Genomic DNA, 19,423 nt, shown 5'->3' with positions numbered 1-19,423 from the left:
CCACATCGATCTATGCTGAATATCAAAATTGATGTCCAGCACGGCCCCCCTGTGGGAGCGAGGTATACCCGGGCAGGCAGGTCGGCTGTTAGGCCGCCTTCGCGAGCAGGCTCGCTCCCACAGGGGAAATGCGGTTCCACCATGAGACAGGTCGGCTCTAAGGCCGCCTCGCGGTGGACGTTGATTTCGGCGCCCCGTTAACCACGATGGCCGGAGTGAGGGCATGCCGAGCCCAAGCGAGGCACCGAATGGTGGGGCAGGAGCGCTTTACTTACTTTCGACTGGGCCGGCTTCCGGGCTTTTCGAAAGTGACCCGCCGTAAGGGCGGAACCATAAGCAGCCGTGACCCAAATAACGGATACACACACAAAAACACCCGCGTCCCACAATCCGTCATCCAAAGGCTACGGCGCCTTGCGCCATTGCCTACAACTACGCCAGAATCCGCCGGCTTGTGCGCCTTGGCCCTAGGCTCTAACGTTTGCAGGTCGCTGTCAGTTCAGCGATCGGGTTTAGCAGCTCGGCACAATATCAAGGCACGCAGGTCCGCTTCATGGCGGCTGTGCGTGGGGCACTTCGGTGCGCCGGGTTCCTTGATTCCTGGTCTGCTAACCCGCGTACTGCCGCCACCCTTTTTCGTTTAGCAGCGATGTCTGGCGGCTCCATCAATCAAGGAGCGTCATCCATGTACAAAGTGACACCCAACCCACCAGAACCCGAAACCGAAACCGACGCCAAGAAACTCCAGGAAGCCACTGATCGCGCGCTCGATTACTACCTGAAGCCCAAACAGGCCAAACCCGAAAACAAACCGTCGCCAGGCCAACTCTTCACCCTCGTCGACGGAATCGACACCGAAAGCCTGCTGGCCAACCTCAGCGAAACCCTGGCCTCAGCCGACGCCATGATCAACGACCTGGCATTCGACCTTGAGGGATCGCGGCGCCACGTTGCCCTTGGCATCCTGCAACTGATCGAACTGAGTGGTTTACTGGAGAATCGGATGTTGGACAGCGCCAACCCACAGTCTTAGCACTCCAAAACCAAAGCCATGTGATGTTGTGGCCATCTCCATGGAGCGCCCAACAAAAAGCCCCGCTTCCTTCCAGAAGCGGGGCTTTCGTTTATCGCTCTATCAAGCCAGTTGCGGCTGTACGCTCACCGGTTGCAGCGGCAGCAGCGGTGCATGCGGATCGGCCTTGACCGACTCACGCCATGCCGCCAGCCACTCGGGATGCGCCTCGGCCCAGACCTGCTCATGCAGACGGGACAATGCCACCGGGTCGCTCAACAGCGCCAATCGCTCGGCGTTGGTGAGGCCCGCGGGACCTGCTTTCAGAGCGTGACGAACGCGCTCGACCCGCAGCCATTCGATCGGCTCGGCCTTGCCGTGACGCGAAGTGGCCAAGGCATACGCCAAGGCGTTCTGTTGCGGATCGACCACCGCCCGGATGAAGCCGTCGTTCAGCGCGTGCCAACGGTTTTCATGGGTGTACTGGTCGGTCGACAGCAGTTCCTGTGGCGGTGCGTATTCCTCGGGGATCAGGAACAGGCGTTCATCACGGGACTTCAAGCCCAGGCCCACGCGGCTGGAAATCACCGAAACCGGGATCGACAGCATCAGCGAGCCGACGATCGGCACGAGCCACCACAGGAAGCTCGGGTTCAGCCAGATCACCAGCAAGGCCCAGAAAAAGCCCAGCAGGGTCTGCGGACCGTGGCGCTTGACGGCTTCGCTCCATGGCGTGGAGTCGTCGTCACGTTTCGGCGAGTTCCACGTCGCGGCCCAGCCCAGGAAAGCGGCAAGGACGAAGCGGGTGTGGAAGATCATCCGCACCGGCGCCAGCAGCATGGAGAACAGCATCTCCAGCAGCATCGACAACGTCACCTTGAACTTGCCACCAAACTCCTTCGCGCCTTTTGCCCAGATCAAGACGATGCTCAAGAGCTTGGGCAGGAACAGCAGGACGATGGTGGTGGAAAACAGCGCGATGGCTTTTTCCGGATGCCATTGCGGCCAGAGCGGATACAGCTGGCGCGGCTCCAGGAAGTATTGCGGTTCCATCAGCGTGTTCACTGCCAACAGCGCAGTGGACAACACCAGGAAGAAGAACCACAACGGTGCCGACAGATAGGACATCACGCCGGTCAGGAACACCGCGCGGTGTACCGGGTGCATGCCCTTGACCAGGAACAGCCGGAAGTTCATCAGGTTGCCGTGGCACCAGCGACGGTCACGCTTGAGTTCGTCCAGCAGGTTCGGCGGCAATTCCTCGTAGCTGCCCGGCAAGTCGTAGGCAATCCACACGCCCCAGCCGGCACGGCGCATCAGCGCAGCTTCGACGAAGTCGTGGGAGAGGATCGCGCCCGAGAACGCACCTTTACCCGGCAACGGCGCCAGGGCGCAGTGGTCGATGAACGGCTTCATGCGGATGATCGCGTTGTGACCCCAGTAATGGGATTCACCCAACTGCCAGAAGTGCAGGCCGGCAGTGAACAACGGACCATAGACGCGGGTGGCGAACTGCTGCATGCGCGCATACAGCGTGTCCATGCCCGAGGCCTTTGGCGCGGTCTGGATGATGCCGGCGTCTGGCGTGGCTTCCATCAAGCGCACCAGGCTGGTCAGGCATTCACCGCTCATGACGGAGTCGGCGTCGAGCACGACCATGTACTTGTAGTCGCTGCCCCAACGACGGCAGAAGTCGTCGAGGTTGCCGCTCTTGCGCTTCACGCGACGGCGACGACGGCGGTAGAAGATCTTGCCGAAGCCGCCGGTTTCGCGGCAGACGTCCAGCCAGGCCTGCTGCTCTGCGACGCAGATATCGGTTTCGTTACTGTCGCTGAGCACGAAGAAATCGAAGCGGTCCAGGTCACCGGTGGCCGCGACCGACTCGAACGTGGCGCGCAGACCAGCGAATACCCGTGGGACGTCCTCGTTGCAGATCGGCATGACCAATGCCGTGCGGGCGTCCTTCGGAATCGGCTCGTTGCCGGCGCTGGCACCGGAGATACGGTACTTGTCGTGACCGGTGAGCAGTTCCAGAAAGCCCATCAGCGCAGTCCAGAAACCGGCCGACACCCAGCAGAACAGAATGCCGAACATGATCAGGATGCTGGTTTGCAGCGCGTACGGCAGTACTTGCGTGGCCGTCTGCAGCAGCGGTTGGTGCATCACTTCGTCGAGGTCAACCAGCGACCAGCCCTGGTACGGCATGATGCCTTTCATGTACCAGCCGGCGACGATGGTCTGGCCGAGCATCAGAATCAGCAGGATGTAGCGGCGGATCGAACCCACGGTACGCCAACGCGCATGCGGCAAGACGCGCTCATCCTTGGGCGGCTTCGGCGGATTGGTGCGACCGGTCAGGCGGCGCCAGCCACGCACCAGGATATTGGTGCGCCACGGCTCCGGCACGACTTTGGTCCGGCGAATCGGCGGCGTCGCCTTTAGGCAGACCCGGCCGTTGGAATCGAGCGCCAGCATTTCGGCGTCCTCGAGTTCCTCGGCGGTGCTCAGTGTCAGGCGACGACCCACCGAGGCTTGCGCAGCCTCGTTGGGTGCGTCGAACGTCGAAGAAGCCAGGCGCTCATGCAATTCGCTGAATGACTTGCAGCCCGCCAGCTCGGCACGCTGCTCGTCGGTCATCGGCAAATGGGCCAGATACTCGCTGAGAGATTCTGGTTGTACGGGAGTATTACTCATCGGCAGGCAACTGGTAGCTCCAGGTCTCGGTCAGGACTTGTTCAGTCTGTTCCGGTTCCTGTGGGGTTGGGGTCGGCTCGGCGGCGGCGGTGGACGCCTTCACGGCCTTGGCTTCTTTCTGCTCGGCGGCTTGCTCGTTGGCTTTTTCTTTTTCGCTCTGCTGCTTCGCGACCTTGTCAGCCTTGGCCAACGTGTTCACGGAATGCGCGGTGGCTGGCAGTTCGACAGGAACCAGCGGCCGGACCAAGGCAGCGCGCATTTCGGTGGCTTTGCTCGGGTCCTTGATCTTCATGCGCAGCGTCAGGCGCCAGCCCTTGGTCTCAGGGTTGTAGCGCACGCTGTTCTCGACGATCTCGCCATTGTCGCCAACGCTCACCTGGCTACGCACTTCGGCGTCTTCAGGCAGTGCTTGCAGGGACGGACCTTCGAAGTCGACCAGATAGGCCACGCTGCCGTCCGGCTGGCGGATCAGATTGGACTGCTTCACGTCACCGGTGGAACGCAGGGTCTGCTTGACCCAGGCGCTGTCTGGCGAGTGCAGGTTGGCCTCATCGAGCGTCCAGTGCAGACGGTAGGCGAAGTCCAGCGGCTGGCCAGGCTCAGGCAGTTTTTCCGGGCTCCAGAATGCAACGATGTTGTCGTTGGTTTCGTCGGCGGTCGGGATTTCAACCAGGTCGACGGTCCCCTTGCCCCAATCGCCTTTCGGCTCGATCCAGGCGCTAGGACGTTTTTCGTAGCGGTCGTCCAGGTCTTCGTAGTGACTGAAGTCACGACCACGTTGCAACAAGCCGAAACCACGCGGGTTTTCGACCGAGAAGTTGCTCACGGCCAGGTGTTTCGGGTTGTTCAGCGGACGCCAGATCCACTCGCCGTTGCCGGCATGGATGGACAGGCCGCTGGAATCGTGAAGTTCACGACGGTAGTTCAGCACCTTGGACGGCTGGTTCGCGCCGAACAGGAACATGCTGGTCAGCGGGGCGATGCCCAGCTTGTTGACGCGATCGCGCAGGAATACGCGGGACTTCACGTCAACCACGGTGTCGGTGCCCGGACGCAGGGTCAGGCGATAGGCGCCCGTGGCCCGTGGCGAATCCAGCAACGCGAAGATCACCAGATGCTTGTCGGTCGGTTTCGGACGCTGGATCCAGAACTCGCGAAAGCGCGGGAATTCTTCACCCGATGGCAAGGCGGTATCGATCGCCATGCCACGCGCGGACAAACCGTAGACCTGGCCCTTGCCGATGACGCGGAAATAGCTCGCGCCCAGCATGGTCATGATTTCGTCTTGCTTGTCAGCCTTGTTGATCGGATACAGCACGCGGAAACCGGCGTAGCCCAGCTGTTCGGTCGCCTTGGGATCAAACTTCACGTCGCCGAAATCGAAACGTGTCGGGTCGTACTTGATCTCGTCGACGGTGGTCGCGGTAATTTCGTTGATCTTCACCGGCGTGTCGAAGTGCATGCCCTGGTGATAGAAGGACAGCCGGAACGGTGTCTTCTGGTCGGCCCATTCAGCTTTTTCGGTGCGGAAACGGATTTTCTGATAATCGGCGAATTTCATTTCGCGGAATTCGTTCGGCAAATTGCTGCGCGGGGCTTCGAACTTCTGCCCGGCCAATTCTTGCGCTTTTGCCGACACATCATCCAGGCTGAATGCCCACAGTTGGCCGGCGCCAAGCAGGCAAAACAGGGCCGAGCCCGCTACCAGAGCGTTTCTAAACCGTTTGGCAGTCATTTTTGGTGCATTACAGGGACTAACAATCACGAGCAACCCTCGCCGAAAACTGATCAAAAAACCAACGGCCAGATAAAGTATCAACACGGTAACGGCGCTGAAAAACCGTTCCTGCGGACCACTCTTGCCAAGTTGGCGAGCATTGTTCCGACTCCGATGGGACAAAATGATTCCCCAAACGGTTCAGGACAAGTCTCTACCTAAGTCAAATGGACCAGCGATCGCTGGTCCCCCGTAGCGCGCGATTATCTAGTACGCCGCGTGACAACGCATCAGGGCTAGCAAAGTATTTATCGAGAAAACTCCGTGTTTTGCCTCGAAACCGGACCGAAAAGATGTTTCAAACGCTTTCAGGCCTGTAACAGAAAGGTTACCGGGCCATCATTGACCAGATGCACTTGCATGTCGGCGCCGAATCTACCTGATGCCACGGTGCCATGCACCTGTTTCGCCTGGTTGAGCAGATAGTTGAACAACTCTTCGCCAAGGGCGGGAGGCGCGGCGGTCGAAAAACTCGGTCGCAGGCCGCTTTTGGTATCCGCTGCCAGGGTGAATTGCGACACCAGCAGCAAACCGCCTGCCACATCCGCCAGGGACAGGTTCATCTTGCCGTCGGCGTCGCTGAACACCCGGTAGTTAAGCAGCTTGTGCAGGAGTTTGTCGGCGTTGGCACGGGTGTCCCCGGGCTCGACCGCCACCAGCACCAGCAAGCCATGGTCTACCGCACCGACAATCTCGCCCGCGACCTCGACCCGAGCGCCGCGAACCCGCTGCAGCAGCCCTTTCATGCTTCTTCGGGCGGCAGGTCAAGCAGGCGACGGGCCATTTGTGCGGCGGCGCGCACCAGCGCATCGGTAATGCCTGGCTCCGAGGCGGCGTGGCCGGCGTCGCGGATGACCTGCAATTCGCTGTTGGGCCAGTTCTGGTGCAGCTCCCAGGCGTTGTCCAGCGGGCAGATCACGTCGTAGCGGCCGTGCACGATGACGCCGGGCAGATGGGCAATCTTGCCCATGTCGCGAATCAGTTGGTTGGGTTCGAGGAAGGCGTTGTTGGTGAAGTAGTGGCATTCGATCCGGGCGATCGACAGCGCGCGCTGCGGCTCGGAGAAGCGGTCAACCACCAGCGGGTTCGGCCGCAGGGTCGCGGTGCGACCTTCCCAGGTGGACCAGGCCTTGGCCGCGTGCATCTGGGCGATCTGATCGTTGCCGGTCAGGCGCTTGTGGAAGGCGCTGAGCAGGTCGTCGCGCTCGTCCAACGGGATCGGCGCGATGTAGTCTTGCCAGTAATCAGGAAACAGGCGACTGGCGCCGGCCTGGTAGAACCATTCGATTTCCTGCGGTCGGCAGAGAAAGATCCCACGCAGGATCAAACCATGTACGCGCTCCGGATGGGTCTGGGCGTAGGCCAGGGCCAAGGTCGAGCCCCAGGAGCCGCCGAACAGCACCCATTTTTCAATGCCCAGGTGCTTGCGGATGCGCTCCAGGTCCTCGACCAGATCCCAGGTGGTGTTGTTTTCCAGGCTGGCGTGAGGCGTGGAGCGACCGCAGCCGCGCTGGTCGAAGGTGACGATGCGGTACAGGTTCGGATCGAAGTAGCGACGGCTTTGCGCATCGCAACCCGCCCCCGGGCCGCCGTGAATGAACACGACTGGCAGGCCTTCCGGCGAGCCGCTTTCATCGACATAGAGCGTGTGGGTGTCATCGACAGCCAGATCGTGCCGGGCATGGGGTTTGATCTGCGGGTACAAAGTCTGCATTGCGCGCTCCGTAAGGGGTCGAGTCATCCCTGTGGGGACTTCTATTTAGTCTGCCGTCCGGCATCATAAACCCGAATCACATTAATGAGCATGCCCCGCGCGCAGTCAAAGCGTGTCAGCCAGGTAAGCGAGCAGCGTGCGATACATCTGATCCACCTCCGGCACTTCGCCCCGAGCGCGCAGGCAACCGTGAACCAGTCCTTCTCCCCGGTACAACACGCAAGCCTCTCCTGCGGCGTTCAGCCGCTCGCTATATAGAATGCCGTCGTCGCGCAGCGGATCCCATTGGGCGACGGCGACGAAGGCTGGTGCCAAGCCCTTCAGATCATCGGCAAGCAACGGTGCGGCGTAGGACGTGGGGTCAGCCCCACACAGATACATAGCGTCGTAGCGTTGCAAATCACTGCTGCTCAAGAGTGGCGCGTCGAAACACTCGTCGCGCGACGGCAAATGCGCGGGGCCGCCCAGCGCCGGATAAATCAGCACTTGGGCCCTGGGCTGAGGCAGGCCAACATCGCGCAGGGCCAGGCACACCGCCGCTGCGAGGTTGCCTCCGGCGCTGTCGCCAGCCACCGCGCAGCGACGCGGGTCGATGGCAAACGGCAGGTCCGCCAGGTGACGCCACACGGCGAGGCAGTCTTCGAAACCGGCCGGAAAGGGATGCTCCGGGGCGAGCCGATAGTCCACCGCCACGACCAGCACGCCGAGGGTATCGGCCAGTTCCGTGCAAATGAAATCATGGGAATCCAGATCACCCACCACCCAACCACCACCGTGCAGGTAAAGGATGCACGGCCAACCGGCCAGCGGCGGCGCAACACGCGGTTGATAGGCGCGGACAGCCACGCCGGCCAAGTTCAGATCTTCGATCGCCAGCGTTGACGGGCGCGGCGGGGTGAATTCCCGGCACATCTGGCGGTAGGCCTGGCGCGAGCCTTCGAGGCTGTCGTCCGGGGCGGTGAAGCTCAGGGTTTTGTCGATGAAGGCGGACATTGCCGGGGAGAGTGTGTAGGCCATGGGATGACAACCAATATCTGTGAATAGAGCGCAACCTGTGGCGAGGGGATTTATCCCCGTTGGGGTGCGAAGCGCCCCCCCAAACAGTTAGATGCAGCCAGGCTGGCACACCGCGGCGATTTGCATTCAGGGCTGCTTCGCAGCCCAACGGGGATAAATCCCCTCGCCACGGGTTATCAGTATCCGTAGGGTTGTGTCAGTTCTTGAGGCTTGCCTGCACCGCCGCAATACCATCCTTGCCATCGTAGCTGGTCACGCCGGCCAGCCAGCGCTGCAGATCCTCGGGATGCTCGCGCAGCCATTGCCGGGCGACGTCCTGGGGTGTCTTGCGCTCCATGATCGGCACCATCAACTGGCTTTCCTGAGCGGCGGTGAACGTGAGATTTTCCAGCAGCCGCTGAACGTTGGGGCAGCGCTGGGCGTAGTCCGGCGCGGTCACGATGGAGACCGTCGCGGCGCCTTCGTTCGGGCCGTAGACGTCTTCGCTTCCCGTCAGGTAGGCGATGTTCATGTTGATGTTCATCGGGTGCGGGGTCCACCCGACGAAGACCACGAATTCCTTGCGGTTCACCGCGCGCTGTACCGCCGCCAGCATTCCGGCCTCGCCCGATTCGATCAATTTGAAATCCTTGAGACCGAAGTGATTGGTCTCGATCATGGTCTTGATGGTGGTGTTGGCGCCGCTGCCTGGCTCGATGCCATAGATCTTGCCACCGAGTTGATCCTTGAACCGAGCAATGTCGGCAAACGTCTTGAGCCCCGCCGCCGCCACGTAATCGGGCACGGCGAGCGTGGCCTGGGCATCGGCCAGGCTTGGCTTGTCCAGCACCTTCACTTGGTTGGCCGCCAGGAACGGGGCGATGTTCTTGTCCATTGCGGGCTTCCAATAGCCCAGGAAGATATCGAGTCGCTTGTCGCGAATGCCGGCGAAGATGATCTGCTGCACGGCACTGGTCTGCTTGCTTTCGTAGCCCAGGCCCGTGAGCAACACATCGGCCATGCCACTGGTGGCGATCACGTCGGTCCAATTGACCACGCCCATGCGCACGGCCTGGCAGGACGCAGGCTCGGCGGCCATCGCGCCGGAGCTTAGTAGAACGGTACCGCAGAGGAATGACAGACAGCGTTTGGACAGTCTTTTCATCGCGTGGGTCTCGTGCGGCAGTGGATTGTTGTAGGTCGGTGTCTAGGTGCACCGTGCCCTGGAACATTACGCAGCGTCGAGGGGCTGAAGATGAACTGTGGCGACGCGGTTTTGCACGGTGGCGACAGGGAGAGGGGCTTGAAATGCTTTTGTGGCGAGGGAGCTTGCTCCCGCTGGGTGGCGAAGCCGCCCCGAGAATCTTATGAGCGCTGCGCACTCAAGCGGGAGCAAGCTCCCTCGCCACAAAAAGCGCCTCACTGCAGATCAGTGCTTGTAAGCCTGCCGCCCCCACGCCAGGAAACCTTCGAGCAATTCCCTGAGCACCACCTGGGTCGGCGCCGCCAGGTCCGGGCGGTAGTTGAACGGCTCGAACTCTTCCATGTAGGTGCTCTGGCACAGTTCCAGTTGCACCGCGTGGATGTCCTCGGCCGGGTTGCCGTAGTGCCGGGTAATGTGTCCGCCCTTGAAACGCCCGTTCAGCACATGGGTGAACTGATCGTGACGAGCGCAGATGGCTTCGAGCTGGCTGGCCAGGATCGGGTCGCAACTGGCGCCATTGAACGTGCCCAGGTTGAAATCCGGCAGCTTGCCGTCGAACAGGTGCGGGATCACCGAGCGGATCGAGTGGGCATCGAACAGCAAGGCGTAGCCAAACTCAGCCTTGAGCCGCGCCAGCTCCTGTTGCAGCGCCTGGTGGTACGGCATCCAGACCTGTTGCAGATACGTCGCCCGCTCCTCGGCGGATGGCTCCTGTCCTTCCCGAAACAACGGCACGCCATCGAACAGCGTCGCCGGGTACAAACCGGTGGTGGCGCCGACGTACATCGGCTTGTCATCGGAGGGGCGGTTCAGGTCGACGACGAACCGTGAGTACTCGGCGGCCAGGGTGCTGGCGCCCAGCTCATCGGCGAATTCGTAGAGCCGTGGGATATGCCAATCGGTGTCCGGCAGGCTCTGGGCCTCGGGGATCAATCCGGCTTGTACCGCTGGGGTCAGGCGCAGGCCCGCGTGAGGCATGCTGATCAACAGCGGCACGCGCCCTTGCTTGAAATTCAGGACCTTCTCCACAACCGTTCTCCTCAATCGATTTCCACGCCGTGACGCACGACGCGCTTTTCCAGATCGCCACCGAGCCAATAAGACAGGTCGGCCGGGCGATCGATGTGCCAGGCGACAAAGTCCGCGACTTTGCCGGCTTCCAGCGAACCGTGGGTCTGGGCCATGCCCAGGGCTTGGGCGGCATGAATCGTCGCCCCTGCCAACGCTTCTTCCGGCGTCATGCGGAAACAGGTGCAGGCCATGTTCAGCATCAAGCGCAACGACAACGCCGGCGAAGTGCCGGGGTTGAGGTCGCTGGCTATGGCGATTTTCACGCCGTGCTTGCGCAGGGCATCCATGGGCGGCAGTTGGGTTTCGCGCAGGAAATAAAACGCCCCCGGCAGCAGCACCGCCACGGTGCCGGACGCGGCCATGGCCTTGGCGTCGTCCTCGGTCATGAACTCCAGGTGATCGGCCGACAGTGCCTGGTAACGCGCCGCCAGGCTGGAGCCGTTCAGCGACGACAGCTGTTCGGCGTGCAGCTTCACCGGCAAGCCGAGCTGTTGCGCGGTGATAAACACCCGCTCGACCTGTTCCGGGGAAAACGCCAGGTATTCACAAAAGGCGTCAACGGCGTCTACTAAGCCTTCGGCCGCCAACACGGGCAGCATTTCGGTGCAGATGTGTTCGATGTAATCATCGGCGCGATCCTTGTACTCCGGCGGCAAGGCATGCGCCGCCAGGCACGTGCTGCGCACGCTGACCGGCAGTTCGGCGCCAAGGCGACGGATGACGCGCAGGATCTTGCGCTCGCTGGCCAGGTCCAGGCCGTAGCCGGATTTGATTTCCACGGTGGTCACGCCATCGCGCATCAGGCTCTTCAGGCGTTTGGCAGCGCTGGCGAACAGCTCGTCTTCACTGGCGGCGCGGGTGGCGCGCACGGTGCTGGCGATACCACCGCCGGCCGCGGCGATGTCGGCGTAGCTGACGCCTTGCAGGCGCTGTTCGAATTCACCGCTGCGGTTGCCGCCAAACACCGTGTGGGTGTGGCAGTCGATCAGCCCCGGCGTGACCCAGGCACCCTTGAGGTCGTTGACCGCCGGGTAGTCGCCTGTCGGCAACTCGGCGCGCGGGCCGATCCATTGAATGTGTTCGCCCAGGGTGACGATGGCGGCGTCTTCGATGATCGAGTAGACGCCCTGGGCCATGGTGGCGGCGTGGCAGTTTTGCCAGAGGGTTTTCATCCCGGTTTCCTCGAATTATTCAAAATCGAATCGCGAGCAAGCTCGCTCCCACAGGGATCAGGGGTGTACCCCAAATGAAGGCTCGACACCGATCCCCTGTGGGAGCGAGCTTGCTCGCGATAAGGCCCTTACAGGCTCGGCAACAACTGCGCCGTGACCAATTCGTTCAGGCACCGACTCGCCAGCAATTCACTGGCTGCATTGATGTCCGGCGCAAAGAACCGGTCCTTCTCGTAGAACGGCACTTCTGCACGCAACAGGCTGCGGGCCTTTTCCAGTTTGACGGAAGTCTTCAAACCACCACGCAAATCCAGCCCCTGGCATGCCGCCAGCCACTCCACCGCCAGAATCCCACGGGTGTTCTCGGCCATTTCCCACAAGCGCTTGCCCGCAGCCGGGGCCATGGAAACGTGGTCTTCCTGGTTCGCCGAAGTCGGCAGGCTGTCCACCGAATGAGGATGGGACAGCGCTTTGTTTTCACTCGCCAGCGCAGCCGCGGTCACTTGGGCGATCATGAATCCAGAGTTCACGCCGCCATTGGCCACCAGGAACGGCGGCAGTTGCGACATGTGCTTGTCCATCATCAGCGAAATACGCCGCTCGCTCAGGGAGCCGATCTCGGCAATCGCCAGGGCCATGTTGTCGGCGGCCATCGCCACCGGTTCGGCGTGGAAGTTGCCACCGGAAATCACATCGCCCTCGGCAGCGAACACCAGCGGGTTATCCGACACGGCGTTGGCCTCGATCACCAGCACCTCGGCGGCCTGGCGGAACTGGGTCAGGCAGGCGCCCATCACTTGCGGCTGGCAGCGCAGGGAATACGGATCCTGGACCTTGTCGCAGTTCTGATGCGAATCGGAGACTTCGCTGCGCTCGCCCAGCAGATCGCGATAGGCCGCGGCGGCATCGATCTGACCTTTCTGGCCGCGAGCCGCGTGGATGCGCGCATCGAACGGCGAGCGCGAACCGAGCACCGCTTCCACGGTGAGGCCACCCAGGGCCAGGGCACCGGCGAACAGGTCTTCGCCTTCGAACAAACCGCGCAAGGCAAACGCGGTGGAAACCTGGGTGCCGTTGAGCAACGCCAGGCCTTCCTTGGCGGCCAGGGTCAGCGGCGCGAGGCCAGCAACTTTCAGGGCCTCGACGGCCGGCAGCCATTCGCCCTTGTAGCGAGCCTTGCCTTCGCCCAGCAGCACCAGAGACATGTGGGCCAGTGGCGCCAGGTCACCGGATGCACCCACCGAACCTTTCAACGGTATGTGTGGATAAACCTCGGCGTTGATCAGCGCGATCAGCGCATCGATCACCTGCCGACGAATGCCGGAAAAGCCCCGGCTCAGGCTGTTGACCTTGAGCACCATGATCAACCGCACCAGCGCATCGCTGATCGGCTCGCCGACGCCAGCGGCATGGGACAGCACCAGGGAACGCTGCAAGTTTTCCAGGTCCTCGCTGGCGATGCGGGTCGAGGCCAGCAGGCCGAAACCGGTGTTGATCCCGTAGGCGGTACGGTTCTCGGCGAGGATCTGTTCCACGCAGGCAACACTGGCTTCGATCTGCGCCGACGCACTGGCGTCGAGGCTCAGGTTCACCGGTTGCTGATAGATGTCACGCAATTGAGCCAGGCTCAATTGGCCAGGAATCAGGTTTAAGGCAGTCATGTATTGCTCCTTTTGAGAGTTTTGTTTTTTCACCCGCCAGTCGCTCCGGAATGTTCCGTTGTCCGTCACCTTCGCTTTTTGGGCGATGCCTTGTGGGCTATAGGTGCCTTGGCACGCTGACGCTATTTTTGATCAGTTCAAATTCGGTAATACGTTGTGCAGCACGTTCGGGTCTTTCAGCAGCCCGGCGGCACTGGCGATGTCCGGCGCCAGCCAGCGGTCCTGGTCGTAGGCCGGGACGCGCTCGCGCAGCAGTTTCCAGGCGATGTCGGTGCCAGCGCCGAACCGCTGCGCCTTGAGAAATTCAAAGGCCTGGGCCGCCAACAGGTATTCGATGGCGAGGATCTGCATGCAGTTTTCCAGCGCCCGGTGCAGCTTCAGGGCCGCGTTGGTGCCAATGCTCAAATGGTCTTCCTGCAACCCGGAGGTGACGAAATTATCGAGCACCGCCGGTTGCGCCAGTTGCTTGTTTTCCGCACACAGCGACGCGGCGACGTATTGGACGATCATCATCCCCGAATTCACCCCAGGATTGGCGACAAGGAATGCCGGCAAACCGCTGACGTGCGGGTTGATCAAACGGTCGAGACGACGCTCGGCGATCGAACCGATCTCGGCCATGGCAATCGCCAGCAGATCCGCCGCCAACGCCACCGATTGACCGTGGGGATTGGCCTGGGACATAACCCGGAAGTTTTCCGGCGTACCCAGCAGCAGCGGGTTGTCGGTGACGGCGTTGAGCTCGGTTTCAATCTGTTGCCGGGCGTGCTCCAGTTGATCGCGAGCAGCGCCATGCACTTGCGGAATCGAACGGATGCTCAAGGCGTCCTGGGTGCGAATGCCCAGGCTCGACGCAATGACTTCGCTGCCATCGAGCAATGCCCGCAGGTTCACGCCAACCTGCTGCATGCCCGGGTGAGGCTTGAGGGCGATGATCTCGGCATCGAACGCGGCGATTTGTCCGCGCTGGGCCTCGAAGCTCATGGCGCCGATCACATCGGCCCATTGCACCAGCCGCGTGGCATCGGCCAGGGCCAGGCAACTGAGACCGGTCATGCACGGCGTGCCGTTGACCAGGCACAAACCGTCCTTGGCCCCCAGTTGCACCGGTTGCAGACCTTCTGCGGCGAGGGCCTGTTGCGCCGGCACGATCTGCCCGCGATAACTGACCTGGCCGACGCCCAGCAGCGCGATGCCGATGTGCGCCATGTGGGTCAGGTAACCCACCGAACCCTGGGACGGCACTTGTGGCGTGATGCCGCGGTTTAGCAACGCCAACAAGGCTTCGACCACCCGGCGATGGATACCGGACTTGCCTTGGCTGTAGTTGTGGATGGCGGCGCAGAGAATCGCCCGGGTCTGCTCGTCGGAGAGCGGCGCGCCGACGCCACAGGCATGGCTGAGCAAGGTATTGCGCGACAGCTGGCTGAGTTGTTCATCCTTGAGCGAGACATTGCACAACGCCCCGAGGCCGGTGTTGACGCCATAGGCACGCTCGCCGCTTTCGACGATGCGCTGGACGATGGCCTGGGCATTGTCGATCCGCGCCCAGACTTGGGTCGACAGTTCCAGCGGCGCGCCGAAGCGGGCGACGGCGACCACGTCCTGCCAGCGCAGGGGGGCGCCGGTGATGATGATTTTTTCAGCCTGGGACATCTCAAACCTCGTGCTTGCAACCTGAACATTGATGCAGCTTTGGCGGCCCTATCGCGAGCAAGCTCGCTCCCACAATAGGGTCTCCTTGGTTCACACATTTTGTGTTCAACGAAAATCCCCTGTGGGAGCGAGCTTGCTCGCGATGAGGCCAGCCCAGCCACCACAAATCCCTCAAACCACCGCAGCCCTGCGCTGCACAAACCGATCGACATACTCATCCGCCGGCGAGTGCAGGATCTCCCGGGGCGTGCCGACCTGGATCAGCTTGCCGTCCTTGAGGATCGCAATGCGGTTGCCGATGCGCACGGCCTCGTCGAGGTCGTGGGTAATGAAGACGATGGTTTTGTGCAGGGTCTTTTGCAGTTCCAGCAACTGGTCCTGCATCTCCGCGCGGATCAGCGGGTCGAGGGCGCTGAAGGCTTCGTCCATCAGGATGATGTCGGTGTCCGCCGCCAAGGCGCGGGCCAGGCCGACGCGCTGGCGCATGCCGCCGGAGAGCTGGTGCGGGTATTTGTTCTCGTAGCCTTTGAGGCCGACGGTGTTGATCCAGTGCAGCGCGCGCTCGGCGCACACCTGTTTGCTTTCGCCGCGCACTTTCAAGCCGTAGGCGACGTTGTCCAGCACACTCTTGTGGGGCAGCAGGCCGAAGCTCTGGAAGACCATGCTGATCTTGTGCCGGCGAAATTCGCGCAAGGCGTCCATGTCCAGTTGCAGGATGTCTTCGCCGTCCACCAGGATCGCGCCGCTGGTAGGGTCGATCAGCCGGTTGAAGTGGCGCACCAACGTGGACTTGCCGGAGCCGGACAGGCCCATGATCACGAAAATCTCACCGGTGCCGATGCTCAGCGACAGGTCGTTCACACCGACCACGCAGCCGGTTTCGGCCAGCACCTGGTCCTTGGTCTTGTTCTGGCGGATCAGGTCCAGGGCTTCCTTGGAGCGATTGCCGAAAATCTTGAAGACGTTCTTGACTTCGATCTTGCTGATGGCTGCGTTGCTCATTTGCTCACCTCATGCCGAGGACGACCATAGGCCTGGGTAATGCGGTCGATGACCACGGCGAGAATCACGATGGCCAGGCCCGCTTCCAGGCCGCGCCCGACGTTGAGGGTCTGGATGCCCACCAGCACGTCTTCACCCAGGCCACGAGCGCCGATCATCGAGGCGATCACCACCATCGACAGGGCCATCATGGTGGTTTGGTTGATCCCGGCCATGATGCTCGGCAGCGCCAGGGGCAGTTGCACGCCGAACAGCTGCTGCCAGCGGTTGGCGCCAAAGGCGTTGATGGCTTCCATTACTTCGCCGTCCACCTGGCGGATGCCCAGGTCGGTCAGGCGAATCAACGGCGGCGCGGCGTAGATCACCGTGGCGAAGATCGCCGGGACCTTGCCCAGGCCGAACAGCATCAACACCGGAATCAGGTACACGAAGCTCGGCATGGTCTGCATGATGTCCAGCAACGGCATCAGCACCGAACGCAGGCGATTGCTGCGCGCCGAGAGGATGCCCAGCGGAATGCCGATCATCACCGAAATCAGCGTCGCCACCAGCATCAGGGCGAGGGTCTGCATGAGCTTGTCCCACAGGCCCACCGCGCCCACCAGGAACAGCAAGCCAACGATCACCGCCGTGGCGACGACCTTGCGGGTGGCGTGCCAGGCGACGCCGCCGACGATGGCCAGCATCAGCCACCAGGGTGCCATGCGCAGCAGACCTTCGAGGTTGACGATAGCCCACAGCAGCGTGTCGGAGATGTGCCGGAACACATCGCCATAGTTGGTCACCAGGGAGTCGACCCAACCGTTGACCCAGTCGGCGATGGAGAAGGTAAAGCTTTCGGGAAACATAAGAGACTCTCGATCAGGTGGATGCGGTGAACGTCCCGGCCAGCCCTACGGTTGGCCGGGAAATATTCGACCTACAGAGCCGCGTCGATTTTCTTGGCAGCGTCTTCGCTGACCCAGGCGTGCCAGACTTCAGGATGTTCCTTCAGGAAAATCTTCGCCAGTTTCGGCGACTCGATCCGCTCTTTGGCCATGCGCCCGAGGTTCTGGTTCAGGATATCGATCGGCAGGTTGACCTTTTCCAAGACCGCCACCAATTCCGGGGCTTCGTCGTGGAAGGTCTTGGACAGGCCGACCTTGATGCTCACGCTTTTATCCACACCCGGTTTTTCTTCCAGTTTGACCAGGTCCACCTGCCCCATCAGCGGCGTTGGCGACCAGTAGTAGAACAGGATCGGCTCGCCACGCTTGTAGCTCGACAGCACCGCCGCATCCAGCGCCGGGCCGGTGCCTGGACGGAAGTTGGTGTAGGTTTTTTCCAAGCCGTAGGTTTTCAGCATTTCGCTGTTGTCCAACTCGCAGGTCCAGCCGGCCGGGCAGTTGTAGAAGCGGCCTTTGGATGGCTCTTCCGGGTCCTTGAACACGGCGGCGTACTGGCCCAGGTCGGCGATGTTCTTCAGGCCCGGCGCCTTGGCTTCGAGCTTGCGCTTGGCGTCGCCTTCAACCACGTAGCGCGGCACGTACCAGCCTTCGATGGCGCCCACCACTGGCGCACCGACGCCGACCACCTTGCCCGCCTTCTCGGCCTTGTTCCACACCTCACTGCGGCCGACCCACTCTTCGGCAAACACTTGGATGTCGTTGCTGCTCAGGGCGTTCTCCATGGTGATGGAGTTGCCTGGCAGGCTGTCGGTCTTGCAGTCGTAGCCTTTTTCCAGCACCACTTGCAGAACGTCGGTCAGCAGCATGCCGCTTTCCCAGTTCAGGCCGGCGAACTTCACCGGTTTACCCGACTCGCACCAACCAGCCGCTTGCGTGGCGCCGGCACTGGCCAGCAGGCCAATGGAAAGCAATGCGGTCAGCAGGGTCTTGTTCGACTTCATTATGTGACGCTCCTAATCAGTTGGATTGGCTTACGGCAGTCAAGAGGCATCCAGCCCTGTCAACGTCCCATCAGACCGCTTGGATGCGGCCCGCCCTGCTCGGTTGTGCGTCAACCGCGTCCTGCTCGACTGGCAGGATCAATTGATCGGGTACTGCGCTGTGCCACTTCTTCGCGGCGAGGTAATACAGGCCTGCGGGAAGCACCAGGCCGATGATCCAGGAAATGTCCACATCGCCCATGGCGGCCACCAGCGGGCCGGTATAGAACTTGGTGGCGATGAACGGCAATTGAACCAGTACACCGAAGACATAGACGCTGATGCCCAAGATGTTCCAGCGACCGTAGCGGCCATTCGGATCTGCCAGCGCCGGTACGTCATAGCGTTCGCGAGTGATGCAGTAGTAGTCCACCAGGTTGATCGCGCTCCACGGCGTGAAGAACGCCAGCAAGAACAAGATGAAGGACTTGAACGCACCGAGGAACGAGTGCTGGCCCAGCAGCGCGATCAGCGTCGCGGCGCCGACAATGAACAGCACGAACACCAGGCGCTGCACACGCGTTACGTTCAGGTGGCCACGAAAACCACTGATGATGGTCGCGATGCACATGAAGCTGCCGTAGGAGTTCAGCGTCGAGATGGTGACCTTGCCAAACGCGATGCTGAAATACAGCAGCGCAGCGGTGGCGCCGGTCCCGCCCAGGCCAACGATGTAGGCGACTTCATGACCCGCGAACTGGCCGTTGGCCGAGGCGGCGGCAAACACGCCGAGGATCATCGCCACTTGTGCGCCGATGACTGAACCGGCGCCTGCGGCGAAAAAGGTTTTCACCGAGGACGTCTTGCTCGGCAAGTAACGCGAATAATCCGCCACGTAGGGGCCGAAGGCGATCTGCCAGGAGGCCGCGAGCGACACCGCCAGCAGGAAGCTGCTCCAGCTGAAATGGCGGATCTGCAAGAGTGCGCCCACGTCCGTCTGACTGATCAGGCGAGCGAACAGGTAAACAAAGGCAATCACACCAATAACGCTGGCGACACGGCCAATGAAGTGAATCACCCGATACCCGAGCACCGTGACCAGCACGATGACACTGGCAAAAATGAGGATGCCGACACTGTCGCTGACGCCAAACAACTGGCCCAGCGCCTGGCCGGAAAGCACGGTTCCCGTTGCGGTGAAACCCAGGTACATCAGGCACACCAGCACGATCGGAATGGCCGCGCCGTACACGCCGAACTGCACCCGGCTGGAGATCATCTGCGGCAGCCCCAGCTTGGGCCCTTGCGCGGCATGCAGCGCCATGACGCCACCACCGAGCAGTTGACCGATCAGCAAACCGATCAACGACCAGAACACATCACCGCCCAACACCACCGCCAATGCACCGGTGACGATTGCAGTGATCTGCAGGTTGGCCCCCATCCAGAGGGTGAACTGGCTCAATAGCCGCCCGTGCCGCTCCGCTTCCGGGATGTAGTCGATCGAACGTTTCTCGATCAACGGCTTGCTGCTTGCGCGTGTGCTGGTGACAGCCATGGTTCAACCTCTGTGGATTGTTCTCGGATTCATTTGCGC

The 19,423-nt window shown here is 61.7% G+C and carries 15 protein-coding genes; 1 reads left to right on the top strand and 14 read right to left on the bottom strand.

Features of this window, described 5'->3' with window-relative positions; genetic code table 11:
- The first annotated feature begins 685 nt into the window (after positions 1-685).
- Positions 686-1,033 carry a DUF6124 family protein gene (locus FHK92_RS26720; protein WP_181290766.1) on the top strand — a complete coding sequence of 116 codons (348 nt, stop codon included), beginning with the start codon at positions 686-688 and terminating at the stop codon, positions 1,031-1,033.
- A gap of 102 nt (positions 1,034-1,135) precedes the next feature.
- Here FHK92_RS26720 and mdoH read toward each other — a convergent pair whose 3' ends face one another.
- The 14 genes from mdoH to FHK92_RS26650 form a co-directional block, all read right to left on the bottom strand.
- Complete coding sequence (gene mdoH / locus FHK92_RS26715) at positions 1,136-3,706, bottom strand: glucans biosynthesis glucosyltransferase MdoH (protein ID WP_181290765.1); 2,571 nt, start codon at positions 3,704-3,706, stop codon at positions 1,136-1,138.
- Positions 3,699-5,441, bottom strand: coding sequence for a glucan biosynthesis protein G (locus FHK92_RS26710; protein WP_219916202.1), 1,743 nt, complete (start codon positions 5,439-5,441; stop codon positions 3,699-3,701). Before FHK92_RS26710 ends, mdoH begins: the two co-directional genes overlap by 8 nt.
- 350 nt (positions 5,442-5,791) lie before the next feature.
- Positions 5,792-6,229: a D-aminoacyl-tRNA deacylase gene (gene dtd / locus FHK92_RS26705; protein WP_181290763.1), complete on the bottom strand. Its 438-nt coding sequence runs from the start codon at positions 6,227-6,229 to the stop codon at positions 5,792-5,794.
- The gene (pip, locus tag FHK92_RS26700; protein WP_003196909.1) at positions 6,226-7,197 is read right to left on the bottom strand and encodes a prolyl aminopeptidase; all 972 of its coding nucleotides are present in this window, start codon (positions 7,195-7,197) and stop codon (positions 6,226-6,228) included. The genes dtd and pip overlap by 4 nt, the downstream gene beginning before the upstream one ends.
- Positions 7,198-7,302: 105 nt before the next feature.
- Positions 7,303-8,214, bottom strand: a complete 912-nt coding sequence (locus tag FHK92_RS26695; protein WP_258232755.1) for an alpha/beta hydrolase — start codon at positions 8,212-8,214, stop codon at positions 7,303-7,305.
- A gap of 196 nt (positions 8,215-8,410) precedes the next feature.
- On the bottom strand, positions 8,411-9,358 hold the full coding sequence (locus FHK92_RS26690; RefSeq protein ID WP_181290762.1) for a choline ABC transporter substrate-binding protein: 948 nt from the start codon (positions 9,356-9,358) through the stop codon (positions 8,411-8,413).
- Positions 9,359-9,622: 264 nt separating this feature from the next.
- Entirely contained in the window at positions 9,623-10,426 is an 804-nt protein-coding gene (gene hutG / locus FHK92_RS26685) for an N-formylglutamate deformylase (protein ID WP_181290761.1), read from the bottom strand.
- Between the two features lie 11 nt (positions 10,427-10,437).
- Positions 10,438-11,640, bottom strand: coding sequence for an imidazolonepropionase (gene hutI / locus FHK92_RS26680; RefSeq protein WP_181290760.1), 1,203 nt, complete (start codon positions 11,638-11,640; stop codon positions 10,438-10,440).
- Positions 11,641-11,768: 128 nt separating this feature from the next.
- On the bottom strand, positions 11,769-13,301 hold the full coding sequence (gene hutH / locus FHK92_RS26675) for a histidine ammonia-lyase (RefSeq protein WP_181290759.1): 1,533 nt from the start codon (positions 13,299-13,301) through the stop codon (positions 11,769-11,771).
- 132 nt (positions 13,302-13,433) lie between these two features.
- A complete protein-coding gene (gene hutH, locus FHK92_RS26670; protein WP_181290758.1) occupies positions 13,434-14,957 on the bottom strand; it encodes a histidine ammonia-lyase in 1,524 nt (507 codons plus the stop codon).
- A gap of 171 nt (positions 14,958-15,128) precedes the next feature.
- Positions 15,129-15,959 (bottom strand): quaternary amine ABC transporter ATP-binding protein, encoded by an 831-nt coding sequence (locus tag FHK92_RS26665; protein ID WP_077506884.1) that lies wholly within the window; start codon positions 15,957-15,959, stop codon positions 15,129-15,131.
- Positions 15,956-16,807, bottom strand: coding sequence for an ABC transporter permease (locus FHK92_RS26660; protein WP_181290757.1), 852 nt, complete (start codon positions 16,805-16,807; stop codon positions 15,956-15,958). Before FHK92_RS26660 ends, FHK92_RS26665 begins: the two co-directional genes overlap by 4 nt.
- Positions 16,808-16,878: 71 nt before the next feature.
- Positions 16,879-17,847 (bottom strand): ABC transporter substrate-binding protein, encoded by a 969-nt coding sequence (locus FHK92_RS26655; RefSeq protein ID WP_181290756.1) that lies wholly within the window; start codon positions 17,845-17,847, stop codon positions 16,879-16,881.
- 70 nt (positions 17,848-17,917) lie between these two features.
- Complete coding sequence (locus FHK92_RS26650; RefSeq protein ID WP_181290755.1) at positions 17,918-19,384, bottom strand: purine-cytosine permease family protein; 1,467 nt, start codon at positions 19,382-19,384, stop codon at positions 17,918-17,920.
- Positions 19,385-19,423: the final 39 nt, after the last annotated feature.

The organism is Pseudomonas brassicacearum subsp. neoaurantiaca, assembly GCF_013608025.1.
Classification (GTDB): domain Bacteria; phylum Pseudomonadota; class Gammaproteobacteria; order Pseudomonadales; family Pseudomonadaceae; genus Aquipseudomonas.
This window is presented reverse-complemented; position numbering and strand designations above follow the sequence as displayed.

Coding starts and splice junctions, on each gene's coding strand:
- FHK92_RS26660 (WP_181290757.1), bottom strand. CDS start 16,807: ATGTTTCCCGAAAGCTTTACCTTCTCCATCGCCGACTGGGTCAACGGT.
- FHK92_RS26650 (WP_181290755.1), bottom strand. CDS start 19,384: ATGGCTGTCACCAGCACACGCGCAAGCAGCAAGCCGTTGATCGAGAAA.
- FHK92_RS26690 (WP_181290762.1), bottom strand. CDS start 9,358: ATGAAAAGACTGTCCAAACGCTGTCTGTCATTCCTCTGCGGTACCGTT.
- FHK92_RS26720 (WP_181290766.1), top strand. CDS start 686: ATGTACAAAGTGACACCCAACCCACCAGAACCCGAAACCGAAACCGAC.
- FHK92_RS26695 (WP_258232755.1), bottom strand. CDS start 8,214: ATGGCCTACACACTCTCCCCGGCAATGTCCGCCTTCATCGACAAAACC.
- mdoH (WP_181290765.1), bottom strand. CDS start 3,706: ATGAGTAATACTCCCGTACAACCAGAATCTCTCAGCGAGTATCTGGCC.
- FHK92_RS26655 (WP_181290756.1), bottom strand. CDS start 17,847: ATGAAGTCGAACAAGACCCTGCTGACCGCATTGCTTTCCATTGGCCTG.
- pip (WP_003196909.1), bottom strand. CDS start 7,197: ATGCAGACTTTGTACCCGCAGATCAAACCCCATGCCCGGCACGATCTG.
- hutH (WP_181290759.1), bottom strand. CDS start 13,301: ATGACTGCCTTAAACCTGATTCCTGGCCAATTGAGCCTGGCTCAATTG.
- FHK92_RS26665 (WP_077506884.1), bottom strand. CDS start 15,959: ATGAGCAACGCAGCCATCAGCAAGATCGAAGTCAAGAACGTCTTCAAG.
- dtd (WP_181290763.1), bottom strand. CDS start 6,229: ATGAAAGGGCTGCTGCAGCGGGTTCGCGGCGCTCGGGTCGAGGTCGCG.
- hutH (WP_181290758.1), bottom strand. CDS start 14,957: ATGTCCCAGGCTGAAAAAATCATCATCACCGGCGCCCCCCTGCGCTGG.
- hutI (WP_181290760.1), bottom strand. CDS start 11,640: ATGAAAACCCTCTGGCAAAACTGCCACGCCGCCACCATGGCCCAGGGC.
- FHK92_RS26710 (WP_219916202.1), bottom strand. CDS start 5,441: ATGACTGCCAAACGGTTTAGAAACGCTCTGGTAGCGGGCTCGGCCCTG.